The following is an 18,901-nucleotide window of genomic DNA, read 5'->3' as shown; positions in this document are numbered from 1 at the left end:
CGCGATGTGGGGCGCGATACCCCCGAATCGGGAATAATCCCTACGAAATGCACTGTTTCGGAAACGGAAACGGCACGGCGCGAGGCACGCGACAGGTGCCTGTATCATTCCGGAAGGCTGTTTGTATCCGTTCTGTAATGCGTGCGATGCGTATCGTCACCGAATCAGGAGTCCAGATGAACGACCGTTCCGTCGACACATTGCCCGTGCTCGAAACTGCCCGGTTGTGGCTGCGTCCGCGCGTGCTGGCCGACCTCGATGCGTGCATCGAGATGGATCGCGATCCCGAGGTCACGCGGCACATCGCGGGCCCGTGGCACGACCCCGTCGAGCATCGTCGCTTCGTCACGCACCGCATCACGCGCGACTATCCGCCGGGCCTCGGCTACTGGTCGATCTTCGAGAAGGCCGCGCCCGAGGTGTTCATCGGCTGGATGCTGCTGATTCCCGACTACAAGGACGGGTCGCGCGACGTCGAGATCGGCTGGCGGCTCGTGCGGGCGACGTGGGGGCGCGGCATCGCGACCGAGGCCGCGGCGGCCGTCGTGCGGCACGCGTTCGATACCGTGCGCCTGCCGCGCGTGATCGCCGATATCGCGGAGGCCAACGACGGCTCGCTGAACGTGGCGCGCAAGCTCGGCATGCGGCGCGTGAGCGTCGTGCACGACGGCATTCCTTACATTCGTCATCGTCTCGAACGCGACGATTTGCGCGCGTAGCGCGGCGTCGTGCATGCGGCAGGTGTCAGAGATCGTCAACCGGGCGTGTATCGCGGTCGTGACGTATTAACGGCTCGCAGGATCAGGAGTATCGTTGCCGGAATTTCGCAACATGGGGTACGACCATGGCACTCGGCAACGACGTTCATCTGATTCCCGTCAGGCTCGACGCGCTGCGTCCGACCCAGATGACGGTCGGCTATCGCGAAGTCAAGGCGAAACGCAAGCACTGGAAGGCGCTGAACAAGCGCGCCCGCAAGGCCGCGATCGAATCGCACTGGTTCCCGGCCGTGCTCGGCCCGGGCGGGCTGCATTACATCACCGATCACCACCATCTCGGTCTCGCGCTGATCGAGGAGGGCGAGTCGCGCGTGAACGCGATGCTGCTGAAGGATCTGTCGTGGCTCGACGACACGATCTTCTGGCGGATGATGGAACACAACCAGTGGGTGCATCCGTTCGGCGCGGACGGCTCGCGGCGCGACTATGCGCACTTGCCGAAGGCGCTGACGGGGCTCGAGGACGACCCGTACCGCAGCCTCGCCGGCGAACTGCGCACGGCCGGCGGCTATGCGAAGGACGCGACGCCGTTCAGCGAATTCCTGTGGGCCGACTATCTGCGCCAGCACGTGACGCTCGACCAGATCCGCAAGAACTTCGCGAAGGCGCTCGACGTCGCGCTGCGTCGCGCGCACGACCAGGACGCGCGCTATCTGCCCGGCTGGTCGGGCGTGATTGCCGTCAAACCCTGACCGGCCCACGGCGCCGACCGCGTCATGACGACCGCCCCGATCCGCCCCGACGCCGGCCCGCAGCATCCGGACCATTTCGCGGCGCTCGACGCGCCGCCCGCGCCGCGCTCGCAACGCATCGGCCTCGATGCGCTGGCCGGCCTGTCGATCGCCGGCCTGCTGATTCCCGAGGCGGTCGCGTACGCGGGGCTCGCCAACCTGCCGCCGCAGGCCGGCCTGATCGCGCTGCTGTCGGGGCTCGTCGTCTATGCGCTGACGGGCAGCAGCCGCTTCGCGATCGTGTCGTCCACATCGTCGTCGGCCGCGGTGCTCGCCGCGACCGTGCTCGCCGAATCCGGGATGGCGCTGGCCGCGCAGCTCGCGCTCGCGGCGGCGCTCGTCGCGATGACGGGCGTGCTGTTCATCCTGGCCGGCGCCGCGCGGCTCGGCGGCATGTCGGATTTCGTCGCGCGACCCGTGCTGCGCGGCTTCACGTTCGGCCTCGCGCTGACGATCGTCATCAAGCAGTTGCCGAAGATTCTCGCGATTGCCGTGCAGCACAGCGATGCGCCGCACGTCGCACTCGATCTGGTCAGCGGTGCGCCGCACGCGAACCTCCCGAGCGTCGTGCTCGGCGCGACTGCGCTCGCGTTGCTGTTCGTGCTCGGGCGCCGCTCGCGCGTGCCCGCGACGCTCGTCGTGATCGTGCTGTCGATCGCGGCGGGCTACGTGATCGACTGGCAGCGGTACGGAATCGCGATCGTCGGCCATATCGACTTCCGGCACCTCGAATTCGGCTTGCCGCATCTCGACCGCAATGCATGGATGCAGACGGTCGAACTCGCCTTCGCGCTGATGCTGATCCTGTATGCGGAATCGTACGGATCGATCCGCAACTTCGCGCTGAAGCACGGCGATACCGTGTCGCCGAACCGCGACCTCGTCGCGCTCGGCTGCGCGAACCTCGTGTCGGGCCTGCTGCACGGGATGCCGGTCGGCGCCGGCTATTCGGCGACGTCGGCGAACGAGGCGGCCGGTGCGCAATCGCGTTTCGCGGGGATGTGGGCGGCCGGCGTGGTCGCGCTGATCGTCTGGCTGCTGTTGCCGCAGCTCGCGCGCACGCCCGAGCCCGTGCTCGCGGCCATCGTGATCTTCGCGGTCAGCCATTCGCTGCATCCGTCCGTGTTCCGGCCGTACTGGGCCTGGCATCGCGACCGGCTCGTCGTGATCGCGGCGCTGCTCGCGGTGCTCGTGCTCGGCGTGCTGCACGGGCTGCTCGCGGCCATCGGCGTGAGCCTGCTGCTGACGCTGCGCAAGCTGTCCGAGCCGAACGTCAGCGTGCTCGGCCGGCTGCGCGACAGCCACGATTTCGTCGACGTCGCGAGCCATGCCGATGCGAAGCCGGTGCCGGGCGTGCTGATCGTGCGGCCCGAGGCGCAGCTGTTCTTCGCGAATGCGGACCGGATGCTCAATCGCGTGCGGGCGCTGATGAAGGCCGCGCCGGACGCGCATACCGTGATGTTGAGTCTCGAGGAAACGCCGGATGTCGACGGCACGACGATCGAATCGTTGCGCACGTTCGCGGCCGAATGCGCGGCGCGCGGGCTGCGGCTCGCGCTCGCCCGGCTCAAGACGCACGCGCTGCATGCGCTGCGCCGCGCGGCCGACGATACATTGCGCGACGAAGCGATGTCGGAGCTGAGCGTCGACGAGAGCCTGCAACTGCTGCAGGCCGGCAGGCCGCCGGGCGGCGGCGACGGCACGCGCGCCGCGTGACGGCGCGTCGGCGCGGTCTAGTGCGAAAGCGCGGCGCCGGCGGTGCGACCGATCATGTCGGCGACTTCCGCGGCGGTCGGCGCATAGGCGCCCGCATGCGCGCAGGCGACGGCCGCGCACGCGGCCGCGTAACGCAGATGCTCGGCGGCCGTCGCATCGGGCCGTGCGAGCTGGCTCGCGAGCCAGCCGCCGATGCTCGCGTCGCCGCAGCCGACCGTGTCGGCCACCTCGGTGGGGAACGCGGGCTGGAACAGCACGGTATCGCGATGCAGCAGCTGCATGCCGGCGGCGCCGCGCGTGACGAGCAGCGTCGCGTCGGGCGCCCACGCGCGCAGTTGCGCGAGCGCGGCCGCTTCGTCGAGCTCGGGAAACAGCCCGCGCAGATCCTCGTCGGATACCTTGATCCAGTCGGCGAGCGCGGTCAGCCGGCGCAGCGTGTCGCGATACGACGGCGCGGCCATCGGCGCCCGGAAGTTCGGATCGAACGAGATGCGCTTGCCGGCCGCCCGCGCCGCCTGCGCGAGTTCGATCAGGCGCGACGCGAGCGGCTCGCGCACGACGCCGAGCGAGCCGACGTGCACGATGTCGGCCGCGTCGAAGGCGCCGGCCGGCAAGTCGGCCGGATCGAAGGCGAGATCGGCGCTGTTCTCGCCGATGAAGAAATAGTGGGGCGGCTGCTTCGACACGACCATCGCGAGCAGCGGGGCGCGGTCGACCTGCCGGATGAAACGCATGTCGAGTCCCGCGTCGGCGCTCTTGCGCATCAGCTCGTCGCCGAAGGTGTCGCGGCTGACCGTGCCGGCGAAGGCGGTCGGCACGCCGAGCCGCGCGCCGACGCGCGCGACGTTCCAGCACGAGCCGCCGGCGACGCTGTGCCAGTGCTGTGCGTCGTCGCGGATGAAATCGGTCAGCGCCTCGCCGAATACGATCAGGCGGGGAAACGTCGTCGTCATGTGAAAACCTCGTGCCGCGGCGTCGCGCGCGGCCGTACAGCGGTTGATCTGAACAGGCGGGCAGTGCCGGCCGGCGCGCGCGGCGACGCGGTCTGACACCACCCGCCTACGCGGGCGGCCGGCGCGATCAGCGCGGGGAGCTCCAGCCCTTGTAGGTCTTCACGTTGTCGCGCGTGACGAGTGTGGGCTCGATCAGGATCATCGGATTGGCCGGCTTCTGACCGTTCATGATCCCGTAGCCGACATTCACGGCCTGCTGCGCCATCGCCCACGGATCCTGGCTCGACGACGCCTGCACGAGCGTGTTCGACTTGAGTGCGACCTCGATGTCGGGCGCGCCGTCGACCGACGTGATCACGATGTTCGGGCGGTTGAGCTGTTTCGCCGCGAGATCGCTGCCGATCGCCTGCGGGTCGTTGATCGTGAACACGCCGTCTAGCTTCGGAAAGCGCGTCAGGTAACCCTGCATCGCGTTCATCCCGCCTTCGCGCGAGCCCTTGCCGTCCTGGTCGCTCGACAACAGCTTGATGCCCGGATTCTTCGCGAGCACGGCCTTGCAGCCGTTCACGCGGTCGATCACGGCCGACACCTGCGGGCCGTTCTCGATGATCACGTTGCCCTTGCCGTTCAGCTTCTTCGCGAGGTAGTCGCACGCGAGTTCGCCGGCCTTCACGTTGTTGGTCTGCACGGTCGCGTTCGCGCCGGCGGCCGCGACGTCCACCGCGACGACCGTGATGCCCGCCGCCTGCGCCTTCTTCACCGCCGGCTCGATCGCCTTCGGGTCGGTCGCGTTCAGCAGGATCATGTCGACGTGCGCGGAAATGAAGTTGTCGATCTGCGTGAACTGCTTGTTCAGGTCGTAGTCGGCCGATACGGCCGTGACCTTCGCAGTCGGGTTGAGCTGCTTCGCGCGCGCTTCGGCGCCTTTCACGATCGTGACGAAGTACGGATTGCCGAGCGACCCGACCGTGACGCCGATCGATTTCAGCGGCTTGTCGGCTGCATGGGCGGCGGTCGCGCCGAAGGCGAGTGCGCAGGCGACGGCGGTCAGGGCGGCGGTGTGCTTGAACATGTCGTTGTGTCTCCGTGAGGTCTGTTGGCGAACGGGCGCAGGAGGACCTGCCTGCGCCCCGATGGTCGAGCGGTTGAGGGAAGCGTGTCAGGTACGGGCGGAATCGCGCTGGCGATAGCGGTCGAGCGCGACCGCGCCGATGATCACCAGCCCCTTGATGATGTACTGCCAGATGTCGGACACGCCGAGCAGCACGAGCCCGTTGGTCAGCACCGCGATGATCAGCGCGCCGATCAGCGTGCCGACGATCGAACCGACGCCGCCGACGAAGCTCGTGCCGCCGAGGATCACCGCGGCGATCGCGTCGAGCTCGTACGACTGGCCGAGCTGCAGGCCGTTGGCCGCATACAGGCGCGCGGCCGACATCACCGCGCCGAGGCCGGCGAGCAGGCCCGACGCCGCATACACGAACATCTGGATCGCCCGCACGTTGATGCCCGACAGACGCGCGGCTTCCGGGTTGCCGCCGACCGAATAGATGCGCATCCCGAGCACCGTACGGCGCAGGATGAACCACGAGATCGCGATCACCGCGCATGCGATCACGACGAGCCACGGCACGCCGAGGATCGAGCCGTTGCCGATGAACGCGAACGGCAGTTGCGGATTGAACACGGTCGTGTCGTTGCCGATCAGGCGTGCGACGCCGCGCACGGCCGTCATCGCGCCGAGCGTGACGATGAACGGCGGCAGGCGCAGGAACGAGATCAGTCCGCCGTTGATCGCGCCGAACACGAGGCCGACGGCCAGCGCGAACGGCACGCCGAGCCAGCCCCAGCCGGGAATGGTCGATGCGATGAGCGCCGCGACGGCCGCGGCGGCGAGCACCGAGCCGACCGACAGGTCGATGCCGCCCGTCAGGATCACGAAGGTCATGCCGGCGGCGAGCACGATGTTGATCGACGCCTGCTGCGTGACGATCGACAGGTTCTGCAGCGTGAAGAAGCCGTCGGTCAGGAAGCCGAAGCCGACGCAGAGGACCAGCAGCACCGGCAGCATGCCGGCCGTGCGGATCAGCGATTGCATGCGGGCGCGATGATCGGCGCCGCGCATCAGGGGCGTACGGTTGGCGACCGGGTGGGCGGTCGCGGAAGCGAGGTTCCGCTGCTTGGTCGGGTTGATCATTTCGATACCTTGAATGAAGAGGGAAATGAAGGGGCCGTGGTCAGTGCGCGTCGGCCAGTTCAGCCTGCGAGCCGGTGGCGAGCGCGATGATCGCTTCCTGCGTGATAGGCGTATGCGTGTGCCCGCCGAGTTCGCCGGCGATCTCGCCTTCGCGCATCACGAGCACGCGATCGGCGACGCCGATGATCTCCGGCAGTTCGCTCGAGATCACGATCACGCCCACGCCGGCACGGGCCAGTTCGTTGATGATCCGGTAGATCTCGGATTTCGCGCCGATGTCGACGCCGCGTGTCGGCTCGTCGAGGATCAGCACGCGCGGCTTCGTCTCGAGCAGGCGCGACAGCAGCACTTTCTGCTGGTTGCCGCCCGACAGCGCGCCGACGTTGACGTTCGCGTGCGGCACGCGGATCGACAGCGACGCGATCGCGTCGCGCGCCCGTTCGGCGCCGCGCGCGAGGTCGAGCGCGCCGAGCCGGGCATCGCGGTTGCACACCGAGATGTTGATGTTGTCGCGCACGCTCATGTCGAGGAACAGGCCCTGGCGCTTGCGGTCTTCCGTCAGGTAGACGAGGCCCGCGTCGATCGCGTCGCGCGGCGAGTGCGCGCCGAACGTGCGCTCGCCCAGCTTCACGTCGCCGCGCACGCGCGGCTCGGCCCCGAAGATCAGCCGCGCGAGTTCGGTGCGGCCCGCGCCGACGAGCCCCGCGATGCCGAGCACTTCGCCGGCGTGCAGGTCGAGGCTGCAGCCTCGCACGCGCGCGCCGTCGGCGATGTCGCGTACCGACAGCAGCAGGTGGCCGGGATCGTACGGCGCGTGTTCCTTCTTGTAGAAGCCCGAGATGTCGCGGCCCACCATCATCGCGACGAGCCGCTCGGCCGACAGCGCCGCGCGTTCGAGCGTGCCGACGTACGACCCGTCGCGCAGCACCGACACGCGGTCGGACAGTTCGTAGATTTCCGCCATCCGGTGGCTGATGTAGATGATCGCGAGGCCTTCCTCGCGCAATTGGCGGATCAGGCGGAACAGGTGTTCGGTTTCGCGCGACGACAGCGGCGTGGTCGGTTCGTCCATGACCAGGATGCGGGCGCGGGTGTGCACGGCGCGCGCGATCTCGACGAGCTGCTGTTCGGCGATCGACAGCGTGTCGACGAGCGTGTCGGGCCCGAACGGGGCGCCCAGGCGCGTCAGCACGTCCTGGCAGCCGCGCGCCATCGCCGCGCGGTCGATCGTGCCCCAGCGCCGGTTGCCGCGCCGCAGTTCGCGGCCGACGTAGATGTTTTCCGCGACGGTCAGGTTCGGCGACAGGCACAGCTCCTGGTAGATCACCGCGACGCCGGCATCGCGCGCGGCGAGCGGGCCGTCGATGTCGATGCGTTCGCCGTCGATCAGGATCTCGCCGCCGGCGTCGGCGCGGTACGCGCCCGACAGGATCTTCATCAGCGTCGATTTGCCCGCGCCGTTCTCGCCCATCAGCGAATGGATTTCGCCCGGATAGACGGTCAGACTGACGTTGTCGAGCGCGCGCACGGCCGGGAACGTCTTGCTGATCCCGCGCATCTCGAGCAGCGGGCGGGGCGACTCAGAACGCGACATGGTGGACCTCCTGCAAATCGGTGCGGGCGCCCTTGAGGATGCCGGCCCGCGGGGAGAAATTGAAAAACATCGGGAGCGTGGCGGCGCCGATCGCGCCGGCATCGGCGCCGAACGTGCCGCGCACGAGCACGGGCGTGCCGCGCGCTTCGGGCGCGGTGGCCACGAGCGCCGCGCGCAGGCGGGTCGTGACCGCGTCGAGCAGGCCCGCGTCGGTGTCGGCGTCGAGCACGACCACCGGCGCGTCGATCACGCACAGCACCGCGCGCAACGCCGGCGCGAGCGCGTCGACGCAGTCGTCGATCCATTCGTCGACGGCCGGCAGGCCGCGGGCGATGCACGCTTCGAGATCGGCGCGGTTCTCGACCGTCTCGCCGTGATGGCGCAGGTGGCGCACGAGCGCATGCAGCGATGCGCGCGCGAGCAGGATGTCCCAGGGGCCGCGCGGCGGCGGCGCGGAGGCCAGCCGGCTCGGCGGCACCGGAATCACCGCGATGTCGCCGGCATTGCCGGTCACGCCGCGCAGGCAGTCGCCGTCGATTGCGATGCCGCCGCCGATCGCCGGCCCGATGAACAGGTAGACGAAATCGTCGCACTGGCGGCCGTATCCGTAGAACAGTTCGGCGATCGCGGCCGCGTTGCCGTCGTTTTCGCCGAATACGGGCAGCGACAGCGTGCGGCCGAGGTCGGCCGCGAAATCGACGTCTTCCCACGCGCGGAAGGTGTCGGGCGCGAGGCCGAGTTCGCGCATCCACGCGCCGAGGTTGTACGGCTGGGCGACGCCGATGCCGGTCAGGCGCGCGCGTTCATGGTCGGGGAGCAGGGCCTGCATCGCGTCGATGTCGTGACGCACGATTTCGAGCACGTCGGCAGGCGGCGGAAGCAGCGTGTCGTGCGAGCGGCGGCCGAGCACGTCGCCCGCGAAATTGACGAGTGCCGTCTCGATGCGCATGCGGTCGAGATGGACGCCGATGCCGAACGCACCGCGCGGATCGAGGCGGATCAGCGAAGCCGGCTGGCCGCGCTGGCCTTCGGTGCGGCCAGCGAATTCGATCAGCTTCGCGTCGGCGAGCGCGCCGATGATGCTGCCGACCGCCGTGCCCGTCATGTTCGCGAGACGGGCGAGGTCGGCCTTCGATGCGCTGCCGGCGCGGCGCAGCGTCTTCAGCAGCAGGCGCTCGTTGTAACGGCGCACGTTGGCCGAATTGCTTCCCTGGCCGAAGTGCGGGCTTCTCATGGCGTCTCCTTCCATGTCGCGCCGCTCGGCGGCGCATTAAATAAATCACGTTGATTTATTTAACCGCGTGAGCGGCGTGCTGTCAGCCTAGGGAAATCCCGGTTTTGGTTTAGAGAGGGGCGGGGAGCCCGGGCTTTCGATGTGGTGCGCAGCAAGGCTGGAAATTTCGAATTCGTCTGATGGAATCGTTTCCCGTCGTGGGTCACGATCGCACGTCGGGCTGCATCTGTCATGGCAGCTCGGAGAAAACGATGTCGGCGAGAGCGGTCACCGGGCGCCCACATCGTCGCTCGTTCAATCGACGCGGCGCGGCGGCGCTGCCTCGCGTCTGCTTTGTCTGGGAGAAAGTCCATGCATCGTCCGACGCGGCCTTCGATATCGCTGCTCGATCCCTACACCGGCAGTGAGCCGCTGCCGCTTTACACGACCACCGTGACCGTCACCGGCGGAGAAGCGGCGCATGGACGATCGTCCGGGCGCGCGCGCTCGACGACCGGCGAACTCGATGTGTCGTTGCGGTTGCCTGTTGAACTCGGCGGCGCGGGTGGCGGCACGAATCCGGAGCAATTGTTCGCGGCCGGCTTCGCGGCATGCTTTCATGGCGCACTGGCGCTCGTTGCGATGAAGCGCCGGATACGCTTGCCAGACGATCTCGCGATCTCGGCTCGCGCGACCTTTCAGCGCGATCCGGCGGATGGCCTGTTTGCGCTCGCGCTCGATCTCGAGGTCAGCATGCCGGGCGTCGCGACCGCTGACGCGCGTGCGCTGGTTGCCGATACCGAGGCGATTTGTCCGTACGCGAAAATGGCGAGGGGTGGGATTCAGCATGCTGTACGCGTCACAGGGGTTGTCTGAGTCGCGTGGCAAGGCGGGGTCGTGCTTTACGGAGCGGAAATGAAAAAAGGTCGGCTGCAAGCCGACCTTTTTAGAAAACAGATGGCGCCCAGGAGAGGACTCGGTCACACATGCGCGACCCCGGCTGCGCTTGCAAGCGCAGCCTTTCGAGTCCTCGCGCAAAGCGCGCAGGCGCTTTGCTTCCTGGGCTTGAAATGAAAAAAGGCCGGCTAGAAGCCGACCTTTTTAGAAAACAGATGGTGCCCAGGAGAGGACTCGAACCTCCACGATGTTGCCACCGCTAGGACCTGAACCTAGTGCGTCTACCAATTCCGCCACCTGGGCACGTTTCGCTTGCTGCAGTGCGAAGACCGCTATTGTAGCGTGCCCGAAGAATCTGTCAACAGAATTTGAGGGGCGGACGAAAATATCAATCAGGCGGCTCGATTGTGCAACGCGACGGCTCACACGCATCGCTGATGCGCGGGGAGATGTCGGCGGGGCCAATAGGTTGGTGCGAGCCCGCATATCGATTTGTGCGCCGGAAATGAAAAAGGCCGGCTAGAAGCCGACCTTTTTAAAAACAGATGGTGCCCAGGAGAGGACTCGAACCTCCACGATGTTGCCACCGCTAGGACCTGAACCTAGTGCGTCTACCAATTCCGCCACCTGGGCACGTTTCGCTTGCTGCAGTGCGAAGACCGCTATTGTAGCGTGCCGGCGGAGTCTGTCAACATAATTTCATCCGGGGCGATAAAAATATTGCGCGCCTCGCGCAGTCGACCATTACTCACGCGCCGACCGGCTCCGCGCGCTTCGTCGTGAAATTCCAGCGCTGCGCCTGGCTCGTGTCGACGCGGGCGGGTAGCAGCCCAGCCGCCAGGAACGTATCGGCGATCTTCTGTTGCTCGCCGAAGTTTTGCGGGGCCACCGCGCGGACGACGTAGCTGCGTCGCGCATTCGCGCGTGCGATCGTCGTGGCGTCGAGCCCCCAGATCGGCGCAAGCGTGTTCGCGGCTTCCTGCGGATGGTCGCGCAACCACGCGCCGGCCTGCGACAGTTGGTCGAACAGGATCTGGACGACGTCGGGGCGCGCGGCGGCGAAGCTGCTCGATGCGAGGTAATAGCGTTGGTACGACGCGAGTCCGTTGCCGTCGGCCAGGATCCGCACGTCGGGATTCCGGTCGACCGACGCGACATAGGGATCCCATGTGATCCAGGCGTCCACGCTGCCGCGCTCGAATGCGGCGCGGCCGTCCGCGGGCGTCAGGTAATGGACCGCCACATCGGCGGGCGCGAGCTTCGCGCGTGCGAGCGCGGCAAGCAGCAGGTAGTGGCTGCCGGCCGCTTTCGTGACCGCGATCCGCCGGCCCTTGAGATCGGCGAGCGTGCGCAGCGGGCTGTCCTGTTTGACGACGATCGCCTGCGCCCTCGGCGAAGGCGCTTCCTGCGCGACGTACACGAAACGCGCATGCGCGGCCTGCGCGAAGACCGGCACCGTATCGGCCACGTCGGCGCTGAAGTCGACGGCGCCGACATTGAGTGCTTCGGTCAGCGGCAATCCGCTTGCGAATTCATGCCAGGACACGTGAAGGCCGAGCGGCGTCAGCGCTTGCTCGAGCGTGCCGCGCGTCTTGAGCAGCGTGATCAGCGTCGACGACTTCTGGTAACCGATGCGCAGTGTGGCCGGCGCGTTCTCGGCGTGCGCGCGGACACCGGCGACAGCGAGGCCCGCGGCCAGCATCGTGCGTGCGAATGCGCGGCGGTTCATCGACGTCATGAAGGAGGCTCCTCGTTGGATGCGTTGAAAGCGAGGCGGCTAACGTAACAACGGGGGGAGCGATTGATAACCGATAAATTCTGCTATCGATCGGAGCGGCCGACATAAGCGCCCAGGACAGGCACTCGCAATGCGAGCGCTGAAATGAAAAAAGGCCGGCTAGAAGCCGACCTTTTTAAAAACAGATGGTGCCCAGGAGAGGACTCGAACCTCCACGATGTTGCCACCGCTAGGACCTGAACCTAGTGCGTCTACCAATTCCGCCACCTGGGCACGTTTTGCAGTAGCTGCTTGCTGCAAAGAAGCGAAATTATAGCGCCCCAATTATTCCTGTCAACACTTTTTTGCGAGGGATCGCGAACCGGCCGCCGCCGCGCGTGCCGGCGGCATTCCCGTCATTTGGCGACACAAGGCGGGTGATAGAATGACCCGCCGCCGTCAATATAGAACTGTCTGACGGACACCTCTATGTTGATGCCGTGCACCATCAGTCAACGCAACGAGAACAATCATCGACAAACCCTTGAGCAAATATCCGTACCCCATTCCGAGCCGTGAAGAAATTCTCGGCGTGCTGCGTACGAGCGACGCGCCGCTGGCCGCCAACGACATCGCCGAAGCACTGTCGATCAAGCGTCAGGAGCGCGAGGGGTTCTTCCGGCGTGTCGCCGCGATGGAGCGCGACGGCCAGATCCGCCTCGACAAGCGTGGCCACTACCAGCTGACCCATCCGTCGAACTTCGTCGCCGGACGCGTGCAGGGGCATCGCGACGGCTACGGGTTCGTGATCCGCGACGACGGCCAGGACGACCTGTTTTTGCCGAACGGCGAAATGCAGAAAGTGATGCACAACGACCGCGTGCTCGCGCGGATCGTCGGCTACGATCGCCGCGGCCGGCCGGAAGGGCATGTCGTCGAAGTCACCGAGCGCGCGAACAAGCGCGTGATCGGCCGCCTGCTGAACGAGAACGGTGCGCTGATCGTCGCGCCGGAAGACAAGCGCATCGGCCACGACATCCTGATCACGCAGAACGTGAAGAAGGCGAAGGTCGGGCAGGTCGTCGTCGTCGAGCTGACCGATTTCCCGAGCCGCCATTCGCAGCCGCTCGGCCGTGTCGTCGAGGTGCTCGGCGATATCGACGATCCGGGCATGGAAATCGAAATCGCGGTGCGCAAGTACGGTGTGCCGCACGAGTTCAGCCAGCCGGCGCTCGACGAAGCCGCCGCGCTGCCCGACAAGGTGCGGCCGGCCGATCTGCGTTTCCGCGTCGATCTGCGCGACGTGCCGCTCGTGACGATCGATGGCGAGGACGCGCGCGACTTCGACGATGCCGTGTACTGCGAGCCGACCAAGGTCGGCCGCGGCGACGGCTTCCGTCTGATCGTCGCGATCGCCGACGTGTCGCACTACGTGCAGCCGGGTAGCGGGCTCGACGCCGACGCGCTCGAGCGCAGCACGTCGGTCTACTTCCCGCGCCGCGTGATCCCGATGCTGCCGGAGAAGCTGTCGAACGGCCTCTGTTCGCTGAATCCGCAGGTCGATCGCTGCGTGCTCGCGTGCGACATGGTGATCACCGCGCGCGGCGAGATCAAGGCATACCAGTTCTATCCGGCCGTGATCCACTCGGCGGCGCGCCTCACGTACACCGAAGTCGCGGCCGTGCTGTCGAACACGAAGGGGCCGGAGGCCGCGCGCCGCGCGGATCTGCTGCCGCACCTGCAGGATCTGTACGGCGTGTACAAGTCGCTGTTCGCCGCGCGTCAAAAGCGCGGCGCGATCGACTTCGACACGACCGAGACCTACATCGTCTGCAACTCGCAAGGCAAGATCGAGCAGATCGTGCCGCGCCAGCGCAACGACGCGCACAAGCTGATCGAGGAATGCATGCTGGCCGCGAACGTCTGTGCGGCCGATTTCCTGAAGCGCCACAAGCATCCGGGCCTGTACCGCGTGCACGCGGGGCCGACGCCGGAGAAGCTCGAGAACCTGCGTGCGTTCCTGCGCGGCATGGGCCTGTCGCTCGGCGGCGGCGACAAGCCGCATGCGAGCGACTACGCGGCGCTGATGGCGCAGATCCGCGACCGGCCGGACGCGCAGATGCTGCAGCCGATGCTGCTGCGCTCGATGCAGCAGGCGGTCTACAGCCCGGACAACATCGGCCACTTCGGTCTCGCGTACGAGGCGTACGCGCACTTCACGAGCCCGATCCGCCGCTATCCTGACCTGCTCACGCACCGCGCGATCTACGCGATCCTGTCCGGCAAGAAGTACGTGCCGAAGGCGCCGGAAGGTTTCGAACTCAATACCGCGCTGTCGCCGCGCGCCCGCGCGATGCAGCAGGCCGACGACGAAGCGCGCGGCCGCTCGCGCGCGAATACCGCGATCTGGGAGGAGCTCGGGCTGCACTGCTCGGCGAACGAGCGCCGTGCGGACGAAGCGTCGCGCGACGTCGAGGCGTGGCTGAAGTGCTACTTCATGCGCGACAAGCTCGGCGAGGAGTACGGCGGGATGGTGAACGGCGTGACGTCGTTCGGCATCTTCGTGCAGCTCGACACGCTGTTCATCGAAGGGCTCGTGCACGTGACGGAGCTCGGCTCGGACTACTTCCAGTACGACGAGATCAAGAACGAGCTGCGCGGCGAACGCACGGGCATCCGCTATCGCCTGTCGGATCGCGTGCGCGTTCAGGTGAGCCGCGTCGATCTCGATGCGCGCAAGATCGATTTCCGCCTCGTGCGCGATACGCCGGTGAAGGCGCCGCGTCCGTCGCCCGCGCCGGCTGCCGGCGGCGATCGCAACGGCAGTGGCAACGGTCCGCGCGTGCGTGCGCTGCCGCCGGTGGAGGAGGCCGTGCCGCGTCGCAAGAAGGCCGCGAGCGCACCGAGCGTCGCGGTGAAGGAGGCGCGCGCCGCGCGTGCCGCCGCGAAGAAGAAGGGCGGCGGCAGTGGCGGTGTGCCGGCGAAGCCGACCGCGAAGAAGGCCCGCGCCCGCAAGAAGTATTGAGCGTTCGGGGCGGCGTACGCGCACGCCCCGCAGTATCGAGAGACGCCGCGTCACCGGTCATCGGCCGGCCACGCGGCGCTTTCCTTTTCCATGGATCGCGGCTGCGCACGTCGCGCGGCCGCACGTTTGATCGAAGGTTGTTCCAGTCATGTCACGTCTGAAGGTTCTTTACGGTTTTCATGCGGTGACCGCACGTTTGCGGCACGATGCATCGACGGTGGCGGAGGTGCTGTACGATCAGACGCGCCGCGACCGCCGCATGCAGGAGTTCCTGCACGCCGCGAAGGAAGCGGGCGTGCGGCTGATCGCGGCCGACGAAACGCGGCTGTGGGGCCTCGCGCACACCGAGCGCCACCAGGGCGTCGTCGCGCGCGTCGAGGACATGCCGCTCGCGCAGAACCTGTCCGAGTTGCTCGACGGCATCCAGGGGCCCGCGCTGCTGCTCGTGCTCGACGGCGTCACCGATCCGCACAACCTCGGCGCGTGCCTGCGGGTCGCCGATTCGGCCGGCGCGCACGCGGTGATCGCGCCGCGCGACCGGGCGGTCGGCCTGAACGCGACCGCTGCCAAGGTGGCGAGCGGTGCAGCCGATACGGTGCCGTACATCACGGTGACGAACCTCGCCCGTGCGCTGCGCGAGCTGAAGGAAGCCGGCGTGTGGATCATCGGTACGTCGGACGAGGCGCCGGCGACGCTCTACGAAACGAAGCTCGACGGCCCGGTCGCGCTCGTGATGGGCGCGGAAGGCGAAGGCATGCGCCGGCTCACGCGCGACACCTGCGACGAAGTGATGAGCATCCCGATGGCCGGCAGCGTGGAAAGCCTGAACGTGTCGGTCGCCAGCGGCGTGTGCCTGTACGAAGCCGTGCGCCAGCGGCGCGCGAAGGGCTGACCCGGCCTGACCCCGCCCGTCCCGCGCGCGATGCGCGGGCCTCGAACGACCCGAACGACGCGTGCCCCGACGCAAGGCGGCACGCGACTCTCAGGAATTCGCGAACGATGATCCTGTTCCGTGTCGGCATCTCCTGCGCCGTGCTCGGCCTGCTCGCGGCCTGCACGTCGCCGTCGCTCGTCGAACGGGGCACCTACTACGCCGACACGAGCCTCCACGCGCGCGGTGCCGATTCGCGGGTCCGCTTTCTCGTGATGCATTACACCGAAAGCGACGAGGCGAAATCGCTGCATACGCTGACCGGCGATTCGGTCAGCGTGCATTACGTGATCCCGCCGCAGCCGCGCGTCGAACGCGGCAGGCCCGTCGTCTACCAGCTCGTTGCGGAGGCGCAGCGCGCGTGGCACGCGGGCGTCAGCGAGTGGCAGGGCGCGACCGAGCTGAACGCGGTATCGATCGGCATCGAGAACGTGAACCGCGGCCCGCTCGATCCGCAGCATCGCACCTGGCAGCCGTATCCGCCCGAACAGGTCGACGCGCTGACGCGCCTGTCGAAGGACATCGTCGCGCGCTACGGGATTGCGCCGACGCGCGTGGTCGGGCACAGCGACATCGCGCCGCAACGCAAGATCGATCCGGGGCCGCTGTTCCCGTGGCATGCGCTCGCGCAAGCCGGCATCGGCGCATGGCCGGACGACGCGAGCGTCGCCGCGCGGCTCGCGGGCCGCGATCCGCACGCGCCCGTCGACGTGCGCGAGCTGCAACTCAAGCTCGCCCGCTACGGCTACGACGTGCCGACCGACGGCGTGCTCGATACGCGCACGCGGCGCGTGTTCGCGGCATTCCAGATGCATTTCCGGCCGTCCGACTACGCGGGCAACCCGGACGCGGAAAGCGATGCGATCGCGCAGGCGCTGCTCGACAAGTACTTCCCCGGCACGCAGCCGATGGATCCGGTACCGGCGGCCGATACGCGCTGAGTACGCGGCGTCGCGCACGCCGAAAAACGCGGGGGCGTTCGCCGACTCCGGTAAACTGGCGGTTTTCCGCAATCCCGCAGCATTACACCCCATGACTCAAGACGAACTCAAACGCCTCGTCGGCCAGGCCGCCGCCGATTACGTGATCCGGAACGTGCCGGAAGGCGCCGTGATCGGTGTCGGCACCGGCTCGACCGCCAACTGCTTCATCGACGCGCTCGCCGCCGTCAAGTCGCGCTATCGCGGTGCCGTGTCGAGCTCGGTTGCCACGACCGAACGCCTGAAATCGCACGGCATCAAGGTGTTCGACCTGAACGAGGTCGACTCGCTGCAGGTGTACGTCGACGGCGCCGACGAGATCGACGCCGGCGGCGCGATGATCAAGGGCGGCGGCGGCGCGCTGACGCGCGAGAAGATCGTCGCGTCGGTGGCCGACACGTTCGTCTGCATCGCGGACAGCAGCAAGCGCGTGCCGGTGCTCGGCGCGTTCCCGCTGCCGATCGAGGTCGTGCCGATGGCCCGCACGGCGATCGGCCGGCGCGTGACCGCGCTCGGCGGCGTGCCCGTGCTGCGCGTGACGAAGGACGGCGCCCCCTACATCACCGACAACGGCAACGAGATCCTCGACGTGAAGGGCCTGCAGATCGCCGATCCGCGCGGTTTCGAAGCACAGGTGAACGCATGGCCGGGCGTCGTGACGGTCGGCCTGTTCGCCGAGCGCGGCGCGAATCTGTGCTTGCTCGGCACGGAAAACGGCGTTGAAACGATCGTTTATCCGGCTGCCTGAATCAGAATGAGAAGCAGTCCGTAATGGCGCGGTAGCGCTGTCACGGATTGAATGTTTAAATCTTGTATAAAACCGGGGTCCGGCAGGCGCGGCGCGCCTTCCGGGCCTTTTTTTGGGTTCATCGCAGGAAACCGTGGAGGGTTTGAGAGCAATTGCGTAACCTGACGCCTGACTTTAAGGACGTCAGGAGAGGCAATTGCTCGATCGCAAGGCACTTCAGGCACTGGGCTGCTGGACAGGCTACCGGCTGGAGCGTGTGGAATGGCCGGAAGGCGAAGGCCGTACGCTGTCGCTGTATTTAAAGCCGGTCAGCAAGATCATGTACTGCGAGCAATGTGGGGCACGCTGCCAGCAGATCCACGAGACGACGGTTCGTCGGGTGCGTGACTTGCCGCTATTCGAATACCGGGTGGTGTTGCATGTGCCTCGTCGCCGGGTCTGGTGCGAACGCTGCGGCGGCCCGCGACTGGAGAAGCTGGCGTGGCTGGGCCGTTACCAGAGAGTGACGGAGCGCTTCGCCAAGGCTTGCGAGAAACTGCTGCAAGCGGCCAGCGTGCAGGCGGTGGCGGCCTTCTACGATCTGGGCTGGCACACGGTCAAATCGATCGACAAGATGCGCCTGCGGGCGCGCGTGAGCGAGCCCGATTGGTCAACGATCCGCTATCTGGCGATGGACGAGTTCGCGCTGCATAAAGGTCATCGCTACGCCACGGTGGTGGTCGACCCGATCAGCCGGCAAGTACTCTGGATCGGACCGGGACGCTCACGTGAGACGGCCCGGGCCTTCTTCGAACAGCTTCCCGAAGGCGCAGCCAAGCGTATCGAAGCGGTCGCGATCGACATGACCACGGCCTATGAACTCGAAATCAGGGAACAGTGTCCGCAGGCGGAAATCGTCTTCGACCTGTACCACGTCGTGGCCAAGTACGGCCGCGAAGTGATCGATCGGGTGCGGGTCGATCAGGCCAATCAACTCCGACATGACAAGCCAGCCCGCAAGGTTCTGAAGTCCAGCCGCTGGCTGTTGCTGCGCAACCGCCACAACCTCAAGCCGGATCAGGCCGTGCACCTGAAGGAATTGCTGGCGGCCAATCAGTCGCTGTTATGCGTCTACGTGTTACGCGACGAGCTCAAGCGGCTCTGGTTCTACCGAAAGCCGGCCTGGGCGCAAAAGGCTTGGGAACAATGGTTCGAGCAGGCTCAGCAAAGTGGGATCGCGGCCCTGCAAAAGTTCGCCGAGCGTTTGCAGGGCTACTGGCACGGCATCGTGACTCGCTGCCGCCATCCGCTCAATACCAGCATCGTTGAAGGCATCAACAACACCATCAAGGTCATCAAGCGTCGAGCTTACGGGTACCGCGACGACGAATACTTCTTCCTCAAGATTCGCGCCGCGTTCCCCGGTAATCCTCGATGAACC

General features: G+C 67.1%; 15 protein-coding genes and 3 tRNA genes. 9 read left to right on the top strand and 9 right to left on the bottom strand.

Translation table 11 applies throughout. The annotated features are described in order from the left end of the window. Window positions 1-176: 176 nt before the first annotated feature. From HWX62_RS30490 to HWX62_RS30480, 3 genes are all read left to right on the top strand, one after another. The gene (locus HWX62_RS30490) at window positions 177-719 is read left to right on the top strand and encodes a GNAT family N-acetyltransferase (protein ID WP_175932412.1); all 543 of its coding nucleotides are present in this window, start codon (window positions 177-179) and stop codon (window positions 717-719) included. Between the two features lie 125 nt (window positions 720-844). Continuing rightward, window positions 845-1,471 carry a ParB-like protein gene (locus HWX62_RS30485; protein WP_175932413.1) on the top strand — a complete coding sequence of 209 codons (627 nt, stop codon included), beginning with the start codon at window positions 845-847 and terminating at the stop codon, window positions 1,469-1,471. 24 nt (window positions 1,472-1,495) lie between these two features. Continuing rightward, entirely contained in the window at window positions 1,496-3,226 is a 1,731-nt protein-coding gene (locus HWX62_RS30480; RefSeq protein ID WP_175932414.1) for a SulP family inorganic anion transporter, read from the top strand. Between the two features lie 17 nt (window positions 3,227-3,243). On the opposite strand, the gene HWX62_RS30475 is transcribed toward HWX62_RS30480, so the two are convergent. The 5 genes from HWX62_RS30475 to HWX62_RS30455 form a co-directional block, all read right to left on the bottom strand. After that, entirely contained in the window at window positions 3,244-4,179 is a 936-nt protein-coding gene (locus tag HWX62_RS30475) for a carbohydrate kinase (RefSeq protein ID WP_175932415.1), read from the bottom strand. 127 nt (window positions 4,180-4,306) lie between these two features. Next, window positions 4,307-5,251, bottom strand: a complete 945-nt coding sequence (locus tag HWX62_RS30470) for an ABC transporter substrate-binding protein (RefSeq protein WP_175932416.1) — start codon at window positions 5,249-5,251, stop codon at window positions 4,307-4,309. A gap of 87 nt (window positions 5,252-5,338) precedes the next feature. Continuing rightward, window positions 5,339-6,376, bottom strand: a complete 1,038-nt coding sequence (locus tag HWX62_RS30465) for a ribose ABC transporter permease (protein ID WP_175932417.1) — start codon at window positions 6,374-6,376, stop codon at window positions 5,339-5,341. 40 nt (window positions 6,377-6,416) lie between these two features. Beyond that, window positions 6,417-7,970, bottom strand: a complete 1,554-nt coding sequence (locus tag HWX62_RS30460; protein WP_175932418.1) for a sugar ABC transporter ATP-binding protein — start codon at window positions 7,968-7,970, stop codon at window positions 6,417-6,419. After that, window positions 7,957-9,204 carry an ROK family protein gene (locus HWX62_RS30455; protein WP_175932419.1) on the bottom strand — a complete coding sequence of 416 codons (1,248 nt, stop codon included), beginning with the start codon at window positions 9,202-9,204 and terminating at the stop codon, window positions 7,957-7,959. The genes HWX62_RS30460 and HWX62_RS30455 overlap by 14 nt, the downstream gene beginning before the upstream one ends. A gap of 351 nt (window positions 9,205-9,555) precedes the next feature. Between HWX62_RS30455 and HWX62_RS30450 the strand changes: the two genes are divergently transcribed. After that, window positions 9,556-10,059 (top strand): Ohr family peroxiredoxin, encoded by a 504-nt coding sequence (locus tag HWX62_RS30450; RefSeq protein ID WP_175932506.1) that lies wholly within the window; start codon window positions 9,556-9,558, stop codon window positions 10,057-10,059. Between the two features lie 237 nt (window positions 10,060-10,296). Here HWX62_RS30450 and HWX62_RS30445 read toward each other — a convergent pair. The 4 genes from HWX62_RS30445 to HWX62_RS30430 all read right to left on the bottom strand — a co-directional run bounded on the left by HWX62_RS30445 (window position 10,297) and on the right by HWX62_RS30430 (window position 12,091). Continuing rightward, window positions 10,297-10,383: transfer RNA gene (locus HWX62_RS30445), tRNA-Leu, on the bottom strand. Window positions 10,384-10,626: 243 nt separating this feature from the next. Beyond that, window positions 10,627-10,713 (bottom strand) — tRNA-Leu (locus HWX62_RS30440). A 115-nt stretch (window positions 10,714-10,828) separates the two neighbouring features. Continuing rightward, window positions 10,829-11,818, bottom strand: coding sequence for an aliphatic sulfonate ABC transporter substrate-binding protein (locus HWX62_RS30435; protein WP_175932420.1), 990 nt, complete (start codon window positions 11,816-11,818; stop codon window positions 10,829-10,831). Between the two features lie 186 nt (window positions 11,819-12,004). Next, window positions 12,005-12,091 (bottom strand) — tRNA-Leu (locus tag HWX62_RS30430). Between the two features lie 250 nt (window positions 12,092-12,341). On the opposite strand from HWX62_RS30430, the gene rnr reads away from it, so the two are divergent. From rnr to HWX62_RS30405, 5 genes are all read left to right on the top strand, one after another. Then, on the top strand, window positions 12,342-14,822 hold the full coding sequence (gene rnr / locus HWX62_RS30425; protein ID WP_175932421.1) for a ribonuclease R: 2,481 nt from the start codon (window positions 12,342-12,344) through the stop codon (window positions 14,820-14,822). 148 nt (window positions 14,823-14,970) lie between these two features. Then, window positions 14,971-15,714: a 23S rRNA (guanosine(2251)-2'-O)-methyltransferase RlmB gene (gene rlmB / locus HWX62_RS30420; RefSeq protein ID WP_175932422.1), complete on the top strand. Its 744-nt coding sequence runs from the start codon at window positions 14,971-14,973 to the stop codon at window positions 15,712-15,714. 107 nt (window positions 15,715-15,821) lie between these two features. After that, window positions 15,822-16,694, top strand: a complete 873-nt coding sequence (locus HWX62_RS30415) for an N-acetylmuramoyl-L-alanine amidase (RefSeq protein WP_175932423.1) — start codon at window positions 15,822-15,824, stop codon at window positions 16,692-16,694. Window positions 16,695-16,785: 91 nt separating this feature from the next. Continuing rightward, the gene (rpiA, locus tag HWX62_RS30410) at window positions 16,786-17,481 is read left to right on the top strand and encodes a ribose-5-phosphate isomerase RpiA (RefSeq protein ID WP_175932424.1); all 696 of its coding nucleotides are present in this window, start codon (window positions 16,786-16,788) and stop codon (window positions 17,479-17,481) included. Window positions 17,482-17,677: 196 nt separating this feature from the next. Beyond that, window positions 17,678-18,898, top strand: coding sequence for an ISL3 family transposase (locus HWX62_RS30405; RefSeq protein WP_175933032.1), 1,221 nt, complete (start codon window positions 17,678-17,680; stop codon window positions 18,896-18,898). Window positions 18,899-18,901: the final 3 nt, after the last annotated feature.

The sequence above is a fragment of the Burkholderia sp. BCC0506 genome (assembly GCF_902833145.1).
Classification (GTDB): domain Bacteria; phylum Pseudomonadota; class Gammaproteobacteria; order Burkholderiales; family Burkholderiaceae; genus Burkholderia.
Note: the sequence above shows the minus strand (reverse complement) of the source record. Positions and strands in the feature narration are given on the sequence as shown.

Excerpts from the sequence above, each read along its gene's own strand:
- HWX62_RS30460 (WP_175932418.1), bottom strand. The coding sequence starts at position 7,970 with ATGTCGCGTTCTGAGTCGCCCCGCCCGCTGCTCGAGATGCGCGGGATC.
- HWX62_RS30475 (WP_175932415.1), bottom strand. The coding sequence starts at position 4,179 with ATGACGACGACGTTTCCCCGCCTGATCGTATTCGGCGAGGCGCTGACC.
- HWX62_RS30415 (WP_175932423.1), top strand. The coding sequence starts at position 15,822 with ATGATCCTGTTCCGTGTCGGCATCTCCTGCGCCGTGCTCGGCCTGCTC.
- HWX62_RS30435 (WP_175932420.1), bottom strand. The coding sequence starts at position 11,818 with ATGACGTCGATGAACCGCCGCGCATTCGCACGCACGATGCTGGCCGCG.
- HWX62_RS30455 (WP_175932419.1), bottom strand. The coding sequence starts at position 9,204 with ATGAGAAGCCCGCACTTCGGCCAGGGAAGCAATTCGGCCAACGTGCGC.
- HWX62_RS30470 (WP_175932416.1), bottom strand. The coding sequence starts at position 5,251 with ATGTTCAAGCACACCGCCGCCCTGACCGCCGTCGCCTGCGCACTCGCC.
- HWX62_RS30480 (WP_175932414.1), top strand. The coding sequence starts at position 1,496 with ATGACGACCGCCCCGATCCGCCCCGACGCCGGCCCGCAGCATCCGGAC.
- HWX62_RS30490 (WP_175932412.1), top strand. The coding sequence starts at position 177 with ATGAACGACCGTTCCGTCGACACATTGCCCGTGCTCGAAACTGCCCGG.
- rpiA (WP_175932424.1), top strand. The coding sequence starts at position 16,786 with ATGACTCAAGACGAACTCAAACGCCTCGTCGGCCAGGCCGCCGCCGAT.
- HWX62_RS30465 (WP_175932417.1), bottom strand. The coding sequence starts at position 6,376 with ATGATCAACCCGACCAAGCAGCGGAACCTCGCTTCCGCGACCGCCCAC.
- HWX62_RS30485 (WP_175932413.1), top strand. The coding sequence starts at position 845 with ATGGCACTCGGCAACGACGTTCATCTGATTCCCGTCAGGCTCGACGCG.
- rlmB (WP_175932422.1), top strand. The coding sequence starts at position 14,971 with ATGTCACGTCTGAAGGTTCTTTACGGTTTTCATGCGGTGACCGCACGT.
- HWX62_RS30450 (WP_175932506.1), top strand. The coding sequence starts at position 9,556 with ATGCATCGTCCGACGCGGCCTTCGATATCGCTGCTCGATCCCTACACC.